General features: G+C 72.8%; 11 protein-coding genes. 1 reads left to right on the top strand and 10 read right to left on the bottom strand.

The window, feature by feature from the left end:
* Window positions 1–35: 35 nt before the first annotated feature.
* The 3 genes from FHS39_RS07420 to proB all read right to left on the bottom strand — a co-directional run bounded on the left by FHS39_RS07420 (window position 36) and on the right by proB (window position 3,464).
* Window positions 36–1,340, bottom strand: a complete 1,305-nt coding sequence (locus tag FHS39_RS07420; RefSeq protein WP_184347514.1) for a glutamate-5-semialdehyde dehydrogenase — start codon at window positions 1,338–1,340, stop codon at window positions 36–38.
* Window positions 1,341–1,517: 177 nt separating this feature from the next.
* On the bottom strand, window positions 1,518–2,042 hold the full coding sequence (locus tag FHS39_RS07415) for a hypothetical protein (RefSeq protein WP_184347512.1): 525 nt from the start codon (window positions 2,040–2,042) through the stop codon (window positions 1,518–1,520).
* Window positions 2,043–2,324: 282 nt separating this feature from the next.
* Window positions 2,325–3,464 (bottom strand): glutamate 5-kinase, encoded by a 1,140-nt coding sequence (proB, locus tag FHS39_RS07410; RefSeq protein WP_184347509.1) that lies wholly within the window; start codon window positions 3,462–3,464, stop codon window positions 2,325–2,327.
* A gap of 235 nt (window positions 3,465–3,699) precedes the next feature.
* On the opposite strand from proB, the gene FHS39_RS07405 reads away from it, so the two are divergent.
* Window positions 3,700–5,748: a hypothetical protein gene (locus FHS39_RS07405; RefSeq protein ID WP_184347507.1), complete on the top strand. Its 2,049-nt coding sequence runs from the start codon at window positions 3,700–3,702 to the stop codon at window positions 5,746–5,748.
* A 96-nt stretch (window positions 5,749–5,844) separates the two neighbouring features.
* On the opposite strand, the gene obgE is transcribed toward FHS39_RS07405, so the two are convergent.
* The 7 genes from obgE to FHS39_RS07370 form a co-directional block, all read right to left on the bottom strand.
* Window positions 5,845–7,284, bottom strand: a complete 1,440-nt coding sequence (gene obgE, locus FHS39_RS07400; protein WP_184347505.1) for a GTPase ObgE — start codon at window positions 7,282–7,284, stop codon at window positions 5,845–5,847.
* Window positions 7,285–7,402: 118 nt separating this feature from the next.
* The gene (gene rpmA, locus FHS39_RS07395; RefSeq protein WP_030201505.1) at window positions 7,403–7,657 is read right to left on the bottom strand and encodes a 50S ribosomal protein L27; all 255 of its coding nucleotides are present in this window, start codon (window positions 7,655–7,657) and stop codon (window positions 7,403–7,405) included.
* 18 nt (window positions 7,658–7,675) lie between these two features.
* Window positions 7,676–7,996 (bottom strand): 50S ribosomal protein L21, encoded by a 321-nt coding sequence (rplU, locus tag FHS39_RS07390; RefSeq protein ID WP_184347503.1) that lies wholly within the window; start codon window positions 7,994–7,996, stop codon window positions 7,676–7,678.
* A gap of 236 nt (window positions 7,997–8,232) precedes the next feature.
* On the bottom strand, window positions 8,233–12,243 hold the full coding sequence (locus FHS39_RS07385) for an Rne/Rng family ribonuclease (protein WP_184347501.1): 4,011 nt from the start codon (window positions 12,241–12,243) through the stop codon (window positions 8,233–8,235).
* A gap of 223 nt (window positions 12,244–12,466) precedes the next feature.
* Window positions 12,467–13,246, bottom strand: coding sequence for a TIGR03936 family radical SAM-associated protein (locus FHS39_RS07380; RefSeq protein WP_184347499.1), 780 nt, complete (start codon window positions 13,244–13,246; stop codon window positions 12,467–12,469).
* Between the two features lie 140 nt (window positions 13,247–13,386).
* On the bottom strand, window positions 13,387–15,321 hold the full coding sequence (locus FHS39_RS07375; protein WP_184347497.1) for a TIGR03960 family B12-binding radical SAM protein: 1,935 nt from the start codon (window positions 15,319–15,321) through the stop codon (window positions 13,387–13,389).
* 70 nt (window positions 15,322–15,391) lie between these two features.
* Window positions 15,392–16,924: a CYTH and CHAD domain-containing protein gene (locus FHS39_RS07370; RefSeq protein ID WP_184347495.1), complete on the bottom strand. Its 1,533-nt coding sequence runs from the start codon at window positions 16,922–16,924 to the stop codon at window positions 15,392–15,394.
* Window positions 16,925–16,930 lie beyond the last annotated feature (6 nt).

Here is a 16,930-nt window from a genome sequence, read left to right as displayed (position 1 = left end):
CCGGTCAATCCGCGCGGCCGGTACGGGAATTAGGGCTACCGCCCGCGCACGTGACCGTCGCCGGTGACGATGTATTTGGTCGAGGTCAGCTCGGGCAGACCCATCGGGCCCCGCGCGTGGAGCTTCTGCGTGGAGATGCCGATCTCGGCGCCGAAGCCGAACTGGCTGCCGTCGGTGAAGCGGGTGGAGGCGTTGACCGCGACTGTCGTGGAATCCACCAACTGGGTGAAGCGGCGGGCGGCGGCCTGCGAGGTGGTGACGATCGCCTCGGTGTGCCCGGAGGTCCACAGCCGGATGTGGCGCACGGCCGCGTCCAAGTCGTCGACGACGGCGGCGGCGATGTCGTACGAGAGGTACTCGGTCTCCCAGTCCTCGGCCGTCGCGGGCACGACCGTGGCCGGGGAGCCCTCGGCCAGCTCCAGCACCCGCTCGTCGCCGTGCACGGTCACGCCCGCCTCGGCCAGGGCGGCCAGGGCGCGCGGCAGGAAGCGCTCGGCGATGTCCTGGTGGACCAGGAGGGTCTCGGCGGCGTTGCAGACGCTGGGGCGGCTGGCCTTGGAGTTCACGAGGATGTCGACGGCCATGTCCAGGTCGGCCTCGGCGTCGACGTAGACGTGGCAGTTTCCGGTGCCCGTCTCGATGACCGGGACGGTGGACTCCTGGACGACCGTGCGGATCAGCGAGGCGCCGCCGCGCGGGATCAGCACGTCGACCATGCCGCGGGCGCGCATCAGCTCGCGCACGGACTCCCGGCTCTCGCCCGGGACCAGCTGCACGGCGTCCGCGGGCAGCCCCGCGCCGCCCACCGCGTCGCGCACGACCCGGACGAGCGCGGTGTTGGAGGCGTAGGCGGAGGAGGAGCCGCGCAGCAGGACGGCGTTGCCCGACTTCAGGCAGAGGGCCGCGGCGTCCACGGTGACGTTGGGCCGGGCCTCGTAGATGATGCCGACCACGCCCAGCGGCACCCGCACCTGGCGCAGGTCGATGCCGTTGGGGAGGGTGGAGCCGCGTACGACCTCGCCGACCGGGTCGGGCAGGGCGGCGACGTCGCGGACGTCCTTGGCGATGGCTCGGACCCGCTCGGGGGTGAGGGTCAGCCGGTCGACGACGCTCTCGCTGGTGCCCGCCTCCCGGGCCTTGGCGACGTCCTGGGCGTTGGCCTCGACGATCTCGCGGCTGCGGACCTCCAGGGCGTCGGCGATGGCCAGCAGCGCCTCGTCCTTCACCGAGCGCGGCAGTGGGGCGAGCTCGGCGGCCGCGGCGCGGGCGCGGTAGGCGGCACGCAGCACGGGGGACTGCGGCATGGGGTCGGCGAGGGGGGAGGGGAAGACGCTGCTCATGGCCGCAGCCTAACCCTCGCGCCGGGGGCGGTCAGCGGGGTTTCCACAGTGCGGGACGCCTGCCTGGGCGTTTCGTGTCCGGCTGCGGGCCGGCTGTGGTTGCTCGCGCCCACGCGGCGGAGCCGCATGATGTAACGTCCCCGCGCCCCGTACGGGGCGCGGTACCGCGTCGGCGCATCAGAACGGGTGGACCCCGACCGGTGTCGCCGGCAAGGGGCCGTGGCCCTCCGCGATGCGCTGGTGGTAGGTCTCGCGGTCGATGACCTCCAGGCCGACGATCTCCCACGGGGGCAGCCGGGCTGTGGAGCGGTGCTCGCCCCACAGCCGCAGGGCGACGGCCGCGGCATCGTGCAGGTCGCGGGCCTCCTCCCAGTAGCGGATCTCGGCGTGGTCGGTGGCGTAGCGGCTGGTCAGCAGGAAGGGGTGGTCGTGGGCGAGCTGCTCCAGCGCCCGCCGGACCTCCGTCGGCGGGGCCTCGGTGCCCGAGACGCTCAAGGTGATGTGCCACAGCCGCGAGAGCTCGCCCTCGCGTGCCCCGGCGCCGCGTCCCCCGCCGTCCTGCGCCGTCTCGTCCGCCCCCGCTTCCGGTGCCCGCTCCCCCGCGTCGCCCGCTGTGACGCTGGTCAGCGCGCGCTCCTCCCCCGCAGCCCTTCGGGGGGTGCCCCCGCCGCGGGGCAGTGCCCCTGGGCGCCCTCGTCTCACCGGCGGCCTCCTGTTGATCCCTGCCCCGCTCGCGTGCGGCGGGGCCGCGTGGTGCTGATACCGCGGTGGAGCCGCCCGCCTGCGACGGCCCCGTCCCTTCAAAGTTGACCAGCCTGCGGGCGGCCGCGTGACGGTTTTACGGAAAGGCCTCATGGAAAGGCTGGACTTACCGCGATATCCCGCCCGAGGGTCTCGCTCCTGGCTAACGCTCGTCAGGAATGCGGTACGGCTTTGGCGTGCCCTGAGGCAGGCACCCGAGGCAGCGACCGGCGGCGACGGCCGTCAGGGGTGCAGCACGACCAGATCGTCGCGGTGCACGACCTCGCGCTCGTAGCCCGGCCCCAGCTCGCGGGCCAGGTCGCGGGTGGAGCGGCCCAGCAGCTGCGGGATCTCCGCGGCGTCGTAGGTGACCAGCCCGCGCGCCACGGCCCGCCCTGCGGGGTCCCGCAGCTCCACGGGGTCGCCCGCGCTGAATTCCCCCTCGACCCCGGCGATGCCCGCCGGGAGCAGCGAGCCGGTGCCCTCGACGACGGCCCGTACGGCGCCGTCGTCCAGCGTCAGGGCGCCGCGCGGGGTGGAGGCGTGGGCGAGCCAGAGCAGCCGGTCGGCCGAGCGGCGGCCGGTGCGGTGGAAGAAGGTGCCGGTGCGGCGCCCGCGCAGGGCCGCGTCGGCCTGGCTGGCGGAGGTGAGGACGACGGGGATGCCCGCCGCGGCCGCGATCCGGGCAGCCTCGACCTTGGTGACCATGCCCCCGGTGCCCACCCCGGCCTTGCCGGCGCTGCCGATGGAGATCCCGTCCAGGTCCTCGGGCCCGGTGATCTCGGAGATCCGCGAGGTGCCCGGGGTGCTGGGGTCGCCGTCGTAGAGGCCGTCGACGTCGGAGAGCAGGACCAGCAGGTCGGCCCGGACCAGGTGGGCCACGAGCGCGGCCAGCCGGTCGTTGTCGCCGAAGCGGATCTCGTCCGTGGCGACGGTGTCGTTCTCGTTGACGACCGGCACGGCGCCCATGGCCAGCAGCTGGTCCAGGGTCCGGCGGGCGTTGCGGTAGTGCGCGCGGCGGCTGGTGTCGTCGGTGGTCAGCAGCACCTGGCCGACCCGGCGGCCGTAGCGGGCGAAGGAGGCGGTGTAGCGGGCGACGAGCAGCCCCTGGCCGACGCTGGCCGCAGCCTGCTGGCGGGCCAGGTCCTTCGGCCGCCCCTCCAGGCCGAGCGGCGCGAGGCCGGCCGCGATGGCGCCGGAGGAGACCAGCACGATCTCCCGCTCGCCGTCGGCCCTGGCCAGCGTGTCGACGAGCGCGTCGACACGGTCGGCGTCCAGCCCCCCTACCGCCGTGGTGAGTGACGAGGATCCCACCTTGACCACGATCCGGCGGGCGGCCGTGACCTCCCGCCGGACCTGCTGCGCGTCCCCTGCCCCTGTCAACGTACGTACACCCCTGTGATCGCGATGCCCTCGGTGGCCGTGCCTGGAGGCCGTGCCCGGTCAGGCCCGCAAATCTACCGCCTGACGATTGTGGTCGTTCGACCCTATTTTGTGGCGATTGCCGTGAGGGAAGATTGCTCCCGGACCAGCGACCGTCATACGGTCGGTGGTCGACCGTTGCCCACCCCAGGCCCCGGTCCCCTACCCCCTAGCCCTCCTGCCAGGAGCCCGCCCAGTGCCTTCTGCCGGAACAGCCTCCCGCCGAGCCGTACAGCTCGCGGCGCTGCTCGCGATGCTGGTGTTCTTCACCACACAGTTCGTCGGTGCGCTGCTGCCCAACGTGCCGCTCTTGATCACCGCCTCGGCGGCGGGCCTCGCGCTCGACCTCTACCTGCAGCATCGGGACCCCGGTCTCGTCGCCGTACTCGGCAAGATCCGCTTCGACGTCATGGTCCGCCAGCTGCTGCGCGACATGCTCGTCCTCATCGGACTGCTGCGCCTGCACAGCGACGGCTCGCTGCGCGGCTACACCCCGGTGGTCGTCGGGCTGGTGCTCTTCTACGCCACCCACCTGGCCTGCCAGGCCACGGCCATCCTCGTCCGCCGCACCCGTACGCTGCCGTTCCTCACCCGGAACGTCGACACCACCGGCCTGCGGCTGTCCGCCGCCCCGCCGCGCCTGCTGGCCCGCCAGCACGGCCGACGGCTGCTGCGCTTCGCCCTCCCGGCCACCGCGGGCCTGCTGGTCACCGCCGGCACCCACAAGACGCTGTGGGCCGAGATCGGCGTCGGCGCCGCGCTGGCCCTGGCCCTGGGCGGCACGGTGTACCTGGCCGGCTGGCTGCGGCCCAAGAAGCGCATCACGAACGAGCAGCAGGCCCTGGCCTGGCTGGACAAGTGGCTGGCCGACTACCGGCCGACCGTCGGCATGTACTTCTCCGGCGGCACCACCTCGGCCTACCAGGCCAACATGTGGCTCTCCACGCTGGCAGAGCTGGACGGCAACCCCGTCATCGTGCTGCGCGAGCGCTTCATGATGCAGAAGATCGAGGCCACGGACGTGCCCGTCATCTGCATCCCCAAGGTCGTCCACCTGATGGCCCTGGAGAAGTCCTCGCTCAAGATGATGCTGCACCCGTCGAACTCCGGTAAGACCTCGCAGGTGCTGCGCATGCCGTCGATCAAGCACGCCTTCACCAACCACGGCGAGAGCGACAAGCTCTCCAGCTGCAACCCCTACTCCAAGGCCTACGACGAGATCTGGGTCGCCGGCCTCGCCGCCCGCGAGCGCTACCAGCTCGCCGACATCGGCGTCGACGACAAGGACGTCGTCGAGGTCGGCCGCCCGCAGCTGGCCCCCATCCAGCCGTACAAGGGCGCGCCCACCGGCGAGTACACCACCGTCCTGTACGCCCCCACCTGGGAGGGCTGGGACGGCAACCCCGGCAACACCTCGGTGATGCTGGCCGGCGAGAACATCGTGCGGGCCCTGCTCGCCGACCCCAAGGTCCGGCTGCTGTACAAGCCGCACCCGATGACGGGCTCCGTCGACCCGCGGGCCGGGCGCGCCAACGAGCGCATCCAGGCCATGATCCGCGAGGCCAACACGGGCCGCACCGGCACCCGCCCCGGCCCGGAGGCCGCCGCCGAGCTGGCGCGCCGCACCACCGAGCTGGACCGGCTCACCACCTCCACCTTCCGGGCCAGCGCCGACGAGGTCGAGCGGATGCTGCTGCAGACCACCCCGGAGAAGGGCCGCGCGGCGACCGTCGAGGCCGCCACGGCCGCCTGGGAGGCCGCCTACTGGGCCTCGCTGCCGGAGTGGGAGCACCAGATCATCACCGACGCCCGGCCCGCCCTGTTCAGCTGCTTCAACGAGGCGGACCTGCTGATCAGCGACGTCTCCAGCGTGGTCTCCGACTACCTGATCAGCGAGAAGCCGTACGCCGTCGCCAACACCAGCGGGATGGGCGAGGAGGAGTTCCGCGCGAACTTCCCGACCGTCAGCGCCGCCACGATCCTCGCGCCCGAGGCGCAGGAGGTGCCCGCGCTGCTCGCGGCCGTCCGCGACCCGTCGCTGGACCGGCTGGCCACGGCCCGCGCGGAGCTCAAGGTCCACCTCCTGGGCCCCTCGGACCCGCCTTCGCTGGTCCGCTTCAACCAGGCGGCGCTGGCGCTGGCCGCGAAGGCCGACGAGCGCCGGGTGCGGATGGAGGCCCGCTCCTCGGAGATCCCCGCCCCGCGCCCCGCGGCCGGCACGGAAACGGCCGCCCAGGGCGGCTGAGCGCCCCCGGCAGGCAAACGGCGAAGGCCCCGGAAGTCCTGGACTTCCGGGGCCTTCGCCGTGGTCGGGGGCGCCGCGCGGCGCCCCCGGCCGGGATCACCCGAACGGGTTGAACCCCTCGTACTCCTCCTGCGCGTCATCGCGCTCCGCCTCGCGGTCACGGCGGCGCTGCGCCGCCGGACGGGGCTCCTCGAAGCGGTGGTCCTCGCCACGGCGGCCGAGCATCTCCGCACCGGCGGCCATCGTGGGCTCCCAGTCGAAGACGACCGCGTCCTCCTCGGAGCCGATGGCCACGCCGTCGCCCGCCCGGGCACCGGCCTTCATCAACGCGTCCTCGACACCGAGGCGGTTGAGGCGGTCGGCGAGGTAGCCGACGGCCTCGTCGTTGTTGAAGTCGGTCTGGCGCACCCAGCGCTCCGGCTTCTCGCCGCGCACGCGGTAGAGGCCGTCCTCCTCCAGCGTGACCGTGAAGCCCGCGTCGTCCACGGCCTTGGGCCGGATGACGATGCGCGTCGCCTCCTGCTTCGGCTTGGCGGCACGCGCCTCGGCGACGATGCCGGCCAGCGCGTAGGAGAGCTCCTTGAGGCCCTGCCGGGAGACGGCGGACACCTCGAAGACGCGGTAGCCGCGGGCCTCCAGGTCGGGGCGGATCATGTCGGCGAGGTCCTGGCCGTCGGGGATGTCGACCTTGTTGAGGACGACGATGCGCGGCCGGTTCTCCAGGCCGCCGTACTCCGCCAGCTCGGCCTCGATGACGTCGAGGTCGGTCACCGGGTCGCGCTCGGACTCCAGCGTCGCCGTGTCGAGGACGTGCACCAGCACCTCGCAGCGCTCGACGTGCCGCAGGAACTCCAGGCCCAGGCCCTTGCCCTGGCTGGCGCCCGGGATCAGACCGGGGACGTCGGCGATGGTGTAGACGGTCGCACCGGCCGTGACGACGCCGAGGTTCGGCACCAGCGTGGTGAACGGGTAGTCGGCGATCTTCGGCTTGGCGGCCGACAGCACCGAGATCAGCGAGGACTTGCCCGCGCTCGGGTAGCCGACCAGCGCCACGTCGGCGACGGTCTTGAGCTCCAGGACGATGTCCTGGGAGTGGCCCGGCTCGCCCAGCAGCGCAAAGCCCGGCGCCTTGCGGCGGGCCGAGGCCAGCGCGGCGTTGCCGAGGCCGCCGCGACCGCCCTGGGCGGCGATGAAGGTGGTGCCCTCGCCGACCAGGTCGGCCAGGACGTTGCCGCGCCGGTCGAGGATGACCGTGCCGTCCGGGACCGGCAGCACCAGGTCCGTACCGTCCTTGCCGGAGCGGTTGCCGCCCTCGCCGGGCTTGCCGTTGGTGGCCTTGCGGTGCGGGCTGTGGTGGTACTCGAGCAGCGTGGTGACGGACTGGTCGACGACCAGGATCACGTCGCCGCCCCGGCCGCCGTTGCCCCCGTCGGGGCCGCCGAGCGGCTTGAACTTCTCACGGTGGACGGAGGCGCAGCCGTGGCCTCCGTTACCCGCGGCGACGTGCAGCTCGACGCGGTCCACGAAGGTGGTCATAGCGGTGTGCCTCCAGATACAGACGGGATTGTCTCAGTTGTAACGCAGCGAGGGCGGACCCGCTTCCCCGCAGGGGAAGGGAGGTCCGCCCTCGCTATCGCTCTACGGAAGCCTGGATTCAGGCAGCCGGAACGATGTTGACGACCTTGCGGCCACGGTGGGTGCCGAACTGCACCGCACCGGCCTGCAGCGCGAACAGGGTGTCGTCGCCGCCGCGGCCGACACCGGCGCCCGGGTGGAAGTGGGTGCCGCGCTGGCGGACGAGGATCTCACCGGCGTTGACGAGCTGACCGCCGAAGCGCTTCACGCCGAGCCGCTGAGCATTGGAGTCGCGACCGTTCCGGGTGGACGATGCGCCCTTCTTGTGTGCCATGTGTTCTCAGTCCCTTACTTACTTCGCGGCCGTCGGGATGCCGGTGATCTTCAGCGCGGTGTACTGCTGGCGGTGACCAATGCGCTTGCGGTAACCGGTCTTGTTCTTGTACTTCAGGATGTCGATCTTGGCACCCTTGTGGTGGTCCACGATCTCGGCCTGGACCTTGATGCCCGCCAGGACCCACGGGTCGCTGGTGACGGACTCGCCGTCGACGACGAGCAGCGTCGAGAGCTCGACCGCGTCGCCCACCTTGCCGTCGGAAATCTTGTCAACCTCGACGATGTCGCCGACAGCAACCTTGTGCTGGCGACCACCGCTACGCACGACTGCGTACACGCGGATCTCACTCTCTCGCTAGTAAACGGGACCTCTGATGCCAGCCGCTCGCACGGGCGAAGCCCATGACGATCCGAGTGGACGAGCGGCCTCTCCCGGCGGACCGGGAGGTGTTTGCTCAGTGGTGTGGCGTCAAACAGACGCCGACGGTCAAGATTACGGGGCCTTGACCGGGGGGTCAAACCGGGCCCGGGGCGGGTCGGGGGCGGCTGTCCCCGACCCGCTCCGGCCGGCCATCAGGCCTCCGAGGAGGACTCTGCGGCCGCAGCCTTCTTTGCCGTCTTCTTGGCGGGTGCCTTCTTGGCGGCCGTCTTCGTGGCCGTCTTGGTGGCGGCCTTCTTCGCCGTGGCCTTCTTGGCGGTGGTGGTCTTCTTCGCCGCCGCCTTCTTGGCCGTCGCCGCCTTCTTCGCCGGGGCCTTCTTGGCGGCCGTCTTGCGCACCGTCTTCTTGGCCGGAGCGGCCTCCTCGACGAGCTCGACGTCCACCTCGGCCATGACCGAGGGCTCCTCGGCCGGCGCCTCGGGCTCCGGCTGCGCGGCGGGGGCGCTGACGACCACCACGGCCGCCTCCTCCGCCGCCGTGGGCGAACCGGCGGGCGCGGACGCCCGGCGCACCGCCCGGCGACGCGGCCGGGCCGGGGCCGCGGCCTCCGGCGCCTCGGCGGCGACCGGAGCGGGCTCCGGCTCGGCCACCGGCGCAGCCACCTCGGCGGGCTCCGGCTCGGGCGCCGAAACCACCACGACCTCGGGCTCCGCCGCCTTCGGCGCACCCGCCGGGGCGGACGCCTTGCGCGTCGCCCGGCGCCGCGAACGGCCACGGGTCGCGGCCGCCGCCTCGGCCTCGGCCGGGCTGCCGAACCACTCCTCGTCCGCCTCGACCGACGGCTCCAGCTCCGCCTCGGTCACCGTGACGGGCTCCAGCTCGGGCATCTCCGGCATGGCCTCGGCCTCGGGTGCCTCGACGGCGGCCTTGCCCTTCTTCTTGCCGCGCTTGCCACCGCCACCGCCGCCACCGCCGACGGTCGTCGGCTGTTCCATGTGGACGATCACGCCGCGGCCGTTGCAGTGCACGCACGCCTCGGAGAAGGACTCCAGCAGGCCCTGGCCCACCCGCTTGCGGGTCATCTGGACCAGACCCAGCGAAGTCACCTCGGCGACCTGGTGCTTGGTGCGGTCCCGGCCCAGGCACTCCAGCAGACGGCGCAGCACCAGGTCCCGGTTGGACTCCAGCACCATGTCGATGAAGTCGATCACGATGATGCCGCCGAGGTCGCGCAGCCGCAGCTGGCGCACGATCTCCTCGGCCGCCTCCAGGTTGTTCCTGGTGACCGTCTCCTCCAGGTTGCCGCCCTGGCCGGTGAACTTGCCGGTGTTGACGTCGACGACGATCATCGCCTCGGTCCGGTCGATGACGAGCGAACCGCCACTGGGCAGCCAGACCTTGCGGTCCAGCGCCTTCGACAGCTGCTCGTCGATCCGGTACGTGGCGAAGACGTCGACCTCGGACGTCCACTTCTGCAGCCGGTCGGCCAGATCGGGCGCCACGTGCGAGACGTAGCCGTGGATGGTCTCCCAGGCGTCGTCACCGCTCACGATGACCTTGGAGAAGTCCTCGTTGAAGATGTCGCGGACGACCCGGACGGTCATGTCCGGCTCGCCGTAGAGCAGGCTCGGCGCGCTCGTCGAGATCTGCTTCGACTTCTTCTTGATGTCCTCCCACTGCGCCTGCAGCCGCTCGACGTCACGGCGCAGCTCGTCCTCGCTCGCACCCTCGGCGGCGGTGCGCACGATCACGCCCGCGTCCTCGGGGACGATCTTCTTGAGGATCTGCTTGAGCCGCGCGCGCTCGGTGTCGGGCAGCTTGCGGCTGATGCCGGTCATCGAGCCCTCGGGCACGTAGACCAGGTAGCGGCCGGGCAGCGAGACCTGGCTGGTCAGGCGGGCGCCCTTGTGGCCGATCGGGTCCTTGGTGACCTGGACGAGCACGGACTGGCCGGACTTGAGGGCGGTCTCGATGCGGCGCGGGCCGTTGCCCATGCCGAGCGCCTCGAAGTTGACCTCACCGGCGTACAGGACGGCGTTGCGGCCCTTGCCGATGTCGACGAACGCGGCCTCCATCGACGGCAGCACGTTCTGGACCTTGCCCAGGTAGACGTTGCCGACGTAGCTGGTGGCCTGCTCCTTGTTGACGAAGTGCTCGACGAGGACGTTGTCCTCCAGCACGCCGATCTGGGTGCGGTCGCCGTTCTGGCGGACGACCATCACGCGCTCGACGGCCTCACGGCGGGCCAGGAACTCGGCCTCGGTGATGATCGGCACGCGGCGACGGCCCTGCTCGCGGCCCTCGCGGCGGCGCTGCTTCTTCGCCTCCATGCGGGTCGAGCCCTTGATGGACTGCACCTCGTCGAAGCCGGTGCCCGGCTCGCGCTCCTCGCGCTTGCGCGGCTCGCGGACCTTGACGACCGTGCGCTCCGGCTCGTCCTCGGACGGCTCGGCCTCGATGGCCTCGCCGCTGCGGCGACGGCGGCGACGACGGCGACGGCTGCCCGCGGAAGCGGACGCGCCGGCCTCCTCGGCCTCCTCCTCCGCCTCTTCCTCGGCGGCCTCCTCGGCCTCCGCGGCCTGCTCGGCGCGCTCTTCCTCCTCGAAGCCCTCGCCCTCGGCCTCGGCGGCCTCGCCACGACGGCGGCGACGGCCACCACGGCGACGACGGCGCGAGGGACGCTCGCCCTGCTCCTCGTCCTCCGCGACGGCTTCCGCCTCCTCGGCGGCGGCCTCCGGCTCTTCCTCCTCCACCGTCACGACGGCGGGCTCGGCGACCTCGGCGGGCTCACCACGACGGCGACGGCGGCGACGGCCACCGGCAGCGGGCTGCGCAGCCTCGGCGGCCGGCTCCTCCTCGCGCTGCTCCTCCACGGCGGCGGCAGCGGCGGCCACGGCAGCGGCCGCGGTCTCCGGCGTCTGGAACATGGGCTCGGTGAACACCGGTGCCTGGAACACGGCAACCGCCGGCCGCACGGCCCGGCGACGGCCACGAGCGGGCGCCGCGGCCGGGGTCTCCTCGGCAGCGGGCTCCTCGGCGGCGACGGCACGGCGACGGCCACGAGCGGGCTGCTCGGCCGGCGCGGCCTCTTCGACGGCTTCCGCGGCGGTGGTCTTGCGGGTCGCACGACGACGTGCACGAGCCGGCTTGGCGGCGGGCTCCTCGGCGGCCGGCTCGGGCGCGATCGCCTCTTCGACGGCCTCGTCGGCCTCGTCGGCCTCGGCGATGGCCTCTGCGGCACGCGGCGCACCGGCCGGAGCCGTGGCCTTGCGCGTGGCACGACGGCGCGTACGGGCCGGGGCCTCCTCGACAGCGGGCTCCGGGGCGGGCGCCTCGACGGCGGCCTCGGCGACCGGCTCGGCGGCCTGCGGGGCACCGGCGGGGGCCGTGGCCTTACGGGTGGCACGGCGACGCGTACGAGCGGGGGCGGGGGCCGGGGCCTCCTCGGCAACCGGCTCCGGGGCGGCGACGGGCTCGGACGGCGCGGCGGCCGGCTCGGACACCTCGGCGGCCTGCGGGGCGCCCGCGGGGGCGGTCGCCTTGCGGGTGGCGCGACGGCGCGTACGAGCAGGGGCGGCGGCCGGGGCCTCCTCGACGACCGGCTCCTCGGCCTCCTCGGCCTCCTCGATCTCCGGCTGCGGCGCGGCGACCGGCTCGGCGGCCTGCGGGGCACCGGCGGGAGCCGTGGCCTTACGGGTGGCACGACGACGCGTACGAGCGGGGGCGGGGGCCTCGGCAGGCTCCTCGGCGGCGGTCTCCACGATCTCTGCGGCGGCCTCGGCCACCTCTTCCGCGGCCTGCGGGGCACCGGCGGGAGCCGTGGCCTTACGGGTGGCACGACGACGCGTACGAGCGGGAGCGGCGGCCGGGGTCTCCTCGGCGGCGGGCTCCTCGACGGGCGCCTCGGCGGCCTCCTCGGCCGGGCGGGCGGCAGCGGCGGGCGCCGCCGTCTTGCGCGTGGTGCGGCGGCGCGGGCGGGCCGGGGTCTTGGGGGCCTCGGCCTCCCCCGCGGGGTCGGCCGGGTCCGCGGCGGCGGGGTCCGCGGCCTCCGCCGCGGTCATCCCGGCCGGCGGTCCGGCCGGGCGGGACGCCGCCCGGCGACGGCGCCGCGGCGGCAGCGTGTCACTCGGGCTGGTGTCTGCGTTGTTGTTCCCGGCAGCGCTCTGCGCTGCGCCGGGCTCGGTGGGCTCAATGGATTCGAGCATGCGGGCGGTTCTCCCGTCACGCTCCCGGGCGCCGCGCCGTATTCCGGCCCGCCGGTCCGCGTGATGAGCGCGGTACCGCCGTCCGGGGCGCGGTCGCCGCACGGGAGCTGTCGTCTCGCTCGCCGGGTCCGAATGTCACGGCACCGGCGAAAGTCTCCTGGTCAGTGCGCCTGCCGGACCGGGTGGCTCCCTGGTAGACCGGCGGCGCATTCGACGGCCGTCCTTACGCGGGACCTTCCGGCACCTGCTGCGCGGCGCTCGGCCCGGCGGCCGTGGTTGAAGCGGCCGGGGCGGCGTCGCGGTCGGGCGCGAGCGGATCGGTCACCGTGCCGGACTCCTCATCGAGCAGCCCCTGCGCCAGCCTGGTCACCGCAGCGGGGACCGGCGGCGCCAGGTCGGCCGTAGCGCGGAGACCGGACAGGACGTCGTCGGGTCGAACGGCAGGTGTCAAATGCCGAACAACCAGCCGCAGTATCGCACAGGCAGCGTCGCCCGGCCTATCGGCCGGGGCTTCGAGCGCCTCGAGTCGGCACACCGCTCCACGTGCGTCGAAGCTGCGCAACCCGTTTTTCGTCCGGCGCTGCACTTCGACGGTCTCCGCGGCCATGAAGGCCGCGACGGCCTTCTCGGCCTCCTCCACCCCGACGCCGTCGAGCCGCAGCTCCCACACGGAAGCCTGCAGCCGGTCGGCGAACGAGGGCGTGTGCACCTCCACCGCGTCGACGATGTCGAGCCCGTCGGGCAGCGACTCGTCGAGCAGCTCGCGCAGCCGCGCGGGGTCGCGCGCCTCGGCGAGCTGGATCTCCAGGTATTCGGCCTCGCTGCCCGTGCCGGTGGGTGCGGCATTGGCGTACGACACCTTGGGGTGCGGGGTGAAGCCCGCCGAGTACGCCATGGGCACCTCGGCCCGGCGCAGCGCCCGCTCGAAGGCGCGCTGGAAGTCGCGGTGGCTGGTGAACCGGAGGCGGCCGCGCTTGGTGTAACGCAGACGAATGCGCTGCACCGCAGGTGCGGGCGGCGGGCCTTCGGGCTGTCGCTTGCCCAGTGTTCTTCAGTCCTTCGTGAGTGCGGTCGTACTGCTACCTAGAGTACGTGCAACAGGGGCCCCGCCAACCCGGCAGGACCCCTGTTCGAACGCCGGCGCTATTTGATGACGCTCAGCGGCAGCAGCTTCTTGCCCGTCGGGCCGATCTGGATACTGGTGTCCATTTGCGGACATACGCCACAGTCGAAGCACGGCGTCCAGCGGCAGTCGTCGACCTCGGTCTCGTCGAGGGCGTCCTGCCAGTCCTCCCAGAGCCAGTCCTTGTCCAGACCGGAGTCCAGGTGGTCCCAGGGCAGGACCTCCTCGTACGTGCGCTCGCGCGTGGTGTACCAGTCGACGTCCACGCCCTGCTCGGGCAGGGTCTGCTCGGCGCACTTCATCCAGCGGTCGTAGGAGAAGTGCTCGCGCCAGCCGTCGAAGCGGCCGCCGTCCTCGTACACGGCGCGGATGACCGCGCCCACGCGGCGGTCGCCGCGCGAGAGCAGACCCTCGACGATGCCGGGCTTGCCGTCGTGGTAGCGGAAGCCGATGGAGCGGCCGTACTTCTTGTCGCCGCGGATCTTGTCGCGCAGCTTCGCCAGGCGGGCGTCGGTCTCCTCGGCGGAGAGCTGCGGCGCCCACTGGAAGGGGGTGTGGGGCTTGGGCACGAAGCCGCCGATGGAGACGGTGCAGCGGATGTCGTTCTGGCCGGAGACCTTGCGGCCCTCGGCGATGACGTTGACCGCCATGTCGCCGATCTGCAGCACGTCCTCGTCGGTCTCGGTCGGCAGGCCGCACATGAAGTACAGCTTCACCTGGCGCCAGCCGTTGCCGTAGGCCGTGGAGACCGTGCGGATCAGGTCCTCTTCCGAGACCATCTTGTTGATGACCTTGCGCATGCGCTCGGAGCCGCCCTCGGGGGCGAACGTCAGACCGGAACGGCGGCCGTTGCGGGTCAGCTCGTTCGCGAGGTCGACGTTGAAGGCATCCACCCGGGTCGACGGCAGCGAGAGGCCGATCTTGTCCTCTTCGTAGCGGTCGGCCAGGCCCTTGGCGATGTCACCGATCTCGGTGTGGTCGGCGGAGGACAGCGACAGCAGGCCGACCTCCTCGAAGCCGGTCGCCTTGAGGCCCTTCTCCACCATCTCGCCGATGCCGGTGATGCTTCGCTCCCGCACGGGGCGCGTGATCATGCCGGCCTGGCAGAAACGGCAGCCGCGGGTGCAGCCGCGGAAGATCTCGACGGACATGCGCTCGTGCACGGTCTCGGCGAGCGGGACGAGCGGCTGCTTGGGGTAGGGCCACTCGTCCAGGTCCATGACGGTGTGCTTGGACACCCGCCACGGCACGCCGGAGCGGTTGGGCACGACACGGGCGATGCGGCCGTCCGGCAGGTACTCCACGTCGTAGAAGCGCGGGACGTAGACGCCGCCGGTCCGGGCCAGGCGCAGCAGCACCTCGTCGCGGCCGCCGGGGCGGCCCTCCGCCTTCCAGGCCCGGATGATCTCGGTGATCTCCAGGACGGCCTGCTCGCCGTCGCCGATGACGGCGCAGTCGACGAAGTCCGCGATCGGCTCGGGGTTGAACGCCGCGTGGCCGCCCGCGAGGACGATCGGGTCGTCGATCGTGCGGTCCTTGGCCTCCAGCGGAATGCCGGCGAGGTCGAGGGCGGCGAACATGTTGGTGTAGCCCAGCTCGGTGGAGAAGCTCAGCCCGAAGACGTCGAAGGCCTTGACAGGGCGGTGCGAGTCCACTGTGAACTGCGGCACGTCGTGCTCGCGCATCAGCGCCTCGAGGTCCGGCCACACGCTGTAGGTGCGCTCGGCGAGGACGCCCTCGCGCTCGTTGAGGACCTCGTAGAGGATCATGACGCCCTGATTGGGCAGCCCGACCTCGTAGGCGTCGGGGTACATGAGCGCCCAGCGCACGTCGCACTCGTCCCACGGCTTGACGGTGGAGTTCAGCTCTCCACCGACGTACTGGATGGGCTTCTGGACGTGCGGGAGGAGGGCTTCGAGACGCGGGAAAACCGACTCGACCGACTCGACAGGCATAAAAATGTCTCTCGTGAGCGGGCAGGGGTGACCCTCAAGAGTAACGTGCCCGCGGCAGAGCCCGGTGCCGTCACGGTTCCAGCCCCTGCCGCCACCGCTTGTCGGAGGCCTTCTCCCAGACTCCGGGCAGTTCGCGCTCGGTGCGGTCCGCGCACTGTTCCTCGCGGCCGTAGAGCAGGCCGTAGGTGAACGTCGGCTCGCCCGCGTCGTCGGCCGCGGCGGCCATCTCGCGCAGGGTCGTGCGGGCCATCACGCTGTCCTGGTGGTCGCCGAGCAGGGTCTGGACCGCCTTCATCTGTCCGGCGAATCGTTTTGCCTCTTTGCCCAGCGCCGGGGTCGCCGCCTCTGCCGCGTAGCGGACCCGCTTGGCGGCCTTGCGGGCGTCGTGCAGCGCGGCGTCGCGGCGGGTGCCGGGGTCGGCGGCCAGGGCGTGTTCGACGCGGGTGACCAGGCGGTCGTACTCGCGCAGCACGGCCTTGGCCAGCACCGCGTCCGGCTGCCGGGCGGCGGCGGGGCGCAGCGGCGGTTCGGCGAGGAGGGTGTCGAGGGCGTCGAGCAGGGCGAGGTGGCGCTTGCTGTCGAGGACGGCGGTGATGTGTTTGCGGGTGCCGTTGTTCCGCCCGGCCGACCAGCGGCGCAGCCGGGCGCGGACGGGACCGCGGACGAGGGAGCGCGGCACTTCGCCGAGCCGGGTGCACAGGCGTTCGGCGAGGACTTCGCGGTCCCGGGCGACGCCGAGTTCGGTGGCGAGCCACTGCAGCTCGTCGGTGACGGGGGCGGTGGCGCGGCGGTCGAGGACCTTGCCGTAGGTGCGCAGGGCGGCCCGTATCCGGCGGGTGGCGACGCGCATCTGGTGGACGGCGTCGTCCTGGCCGAGGCGGGCGCCGGGGTCGAGGGTTGCGAGGGCTTCGGCCTGTTCGCGCAGGTAGGCGAGGACGTGGTCGCCGGCGGTGTCCGGCTCGGCATCGGGCGGCGTGGGTGCGGTGAGTTCTTCGATACCGGTCGCGCGCAGGGCGCGTGCGAGTTTCGAGGGCGCTTCGGAGGGGCGCAGCCCTGCCTCGCGCAGGTGGGGTTCCAGTGCGTCGAGGAGGCCGGGGTCGGTTCCGGGCGCCAGCTCGACCTCGACTTCGGTCCACTCGGCGGGGGCGCCGTGGCCCCGCATCGGTGTGGCCGTGACGGCGTCCGTGCTGGCTTCGGCGAGCAGGGTGCCGTCTTCGTCGAGGAGGTGGCATACGTCCCGGCGGGAGCGGATGCGGACGAGGGGCGTCAGCGGTGCTCCGCGGGTGCGGGCGCGGACGAGTGCGGTGAGCGTGCCCGGTACGCGGGTGGACAGCGGGGTGCGGATCTCGTCGCGCACCCCGGGGGCGACGGGGAGTTTGAGGTGCCACCCGGCGTCGCTGCCGCCGGTGCGGCGGCGCAGGGTGATGCCCGCTGCGTGGAGGCGGCGGTCGGTGGTGTCGTAGTAGACGGCGTCCAGCTCCACCGTTCCCCGGTCGACGGCGGTCGCGACGGGCGCGGCCCCGCTGAGGTCGGGGAGCCGGACCTGGCCCGTACCGTCTCCGCCTTCGTATTTCCGCTCGATTTCCCGCACGGTGTCCGCCATGTCGCC

It is taken from the genome of Streptomyces olivoverticillatus, assembly GCF_014203555.1.
Taxonomy (GTDB): Bacteria; Actinomycetota; Actinomycetes; order Streptomycetales; family Streptomycetaceae; genus Streptomyces; species Streptomyces olivoverticillatus.
Note: the sequence above shows the minus strand (reverse complement) of the source record. Positions and strands in the feature narration are given on the sequence as shown.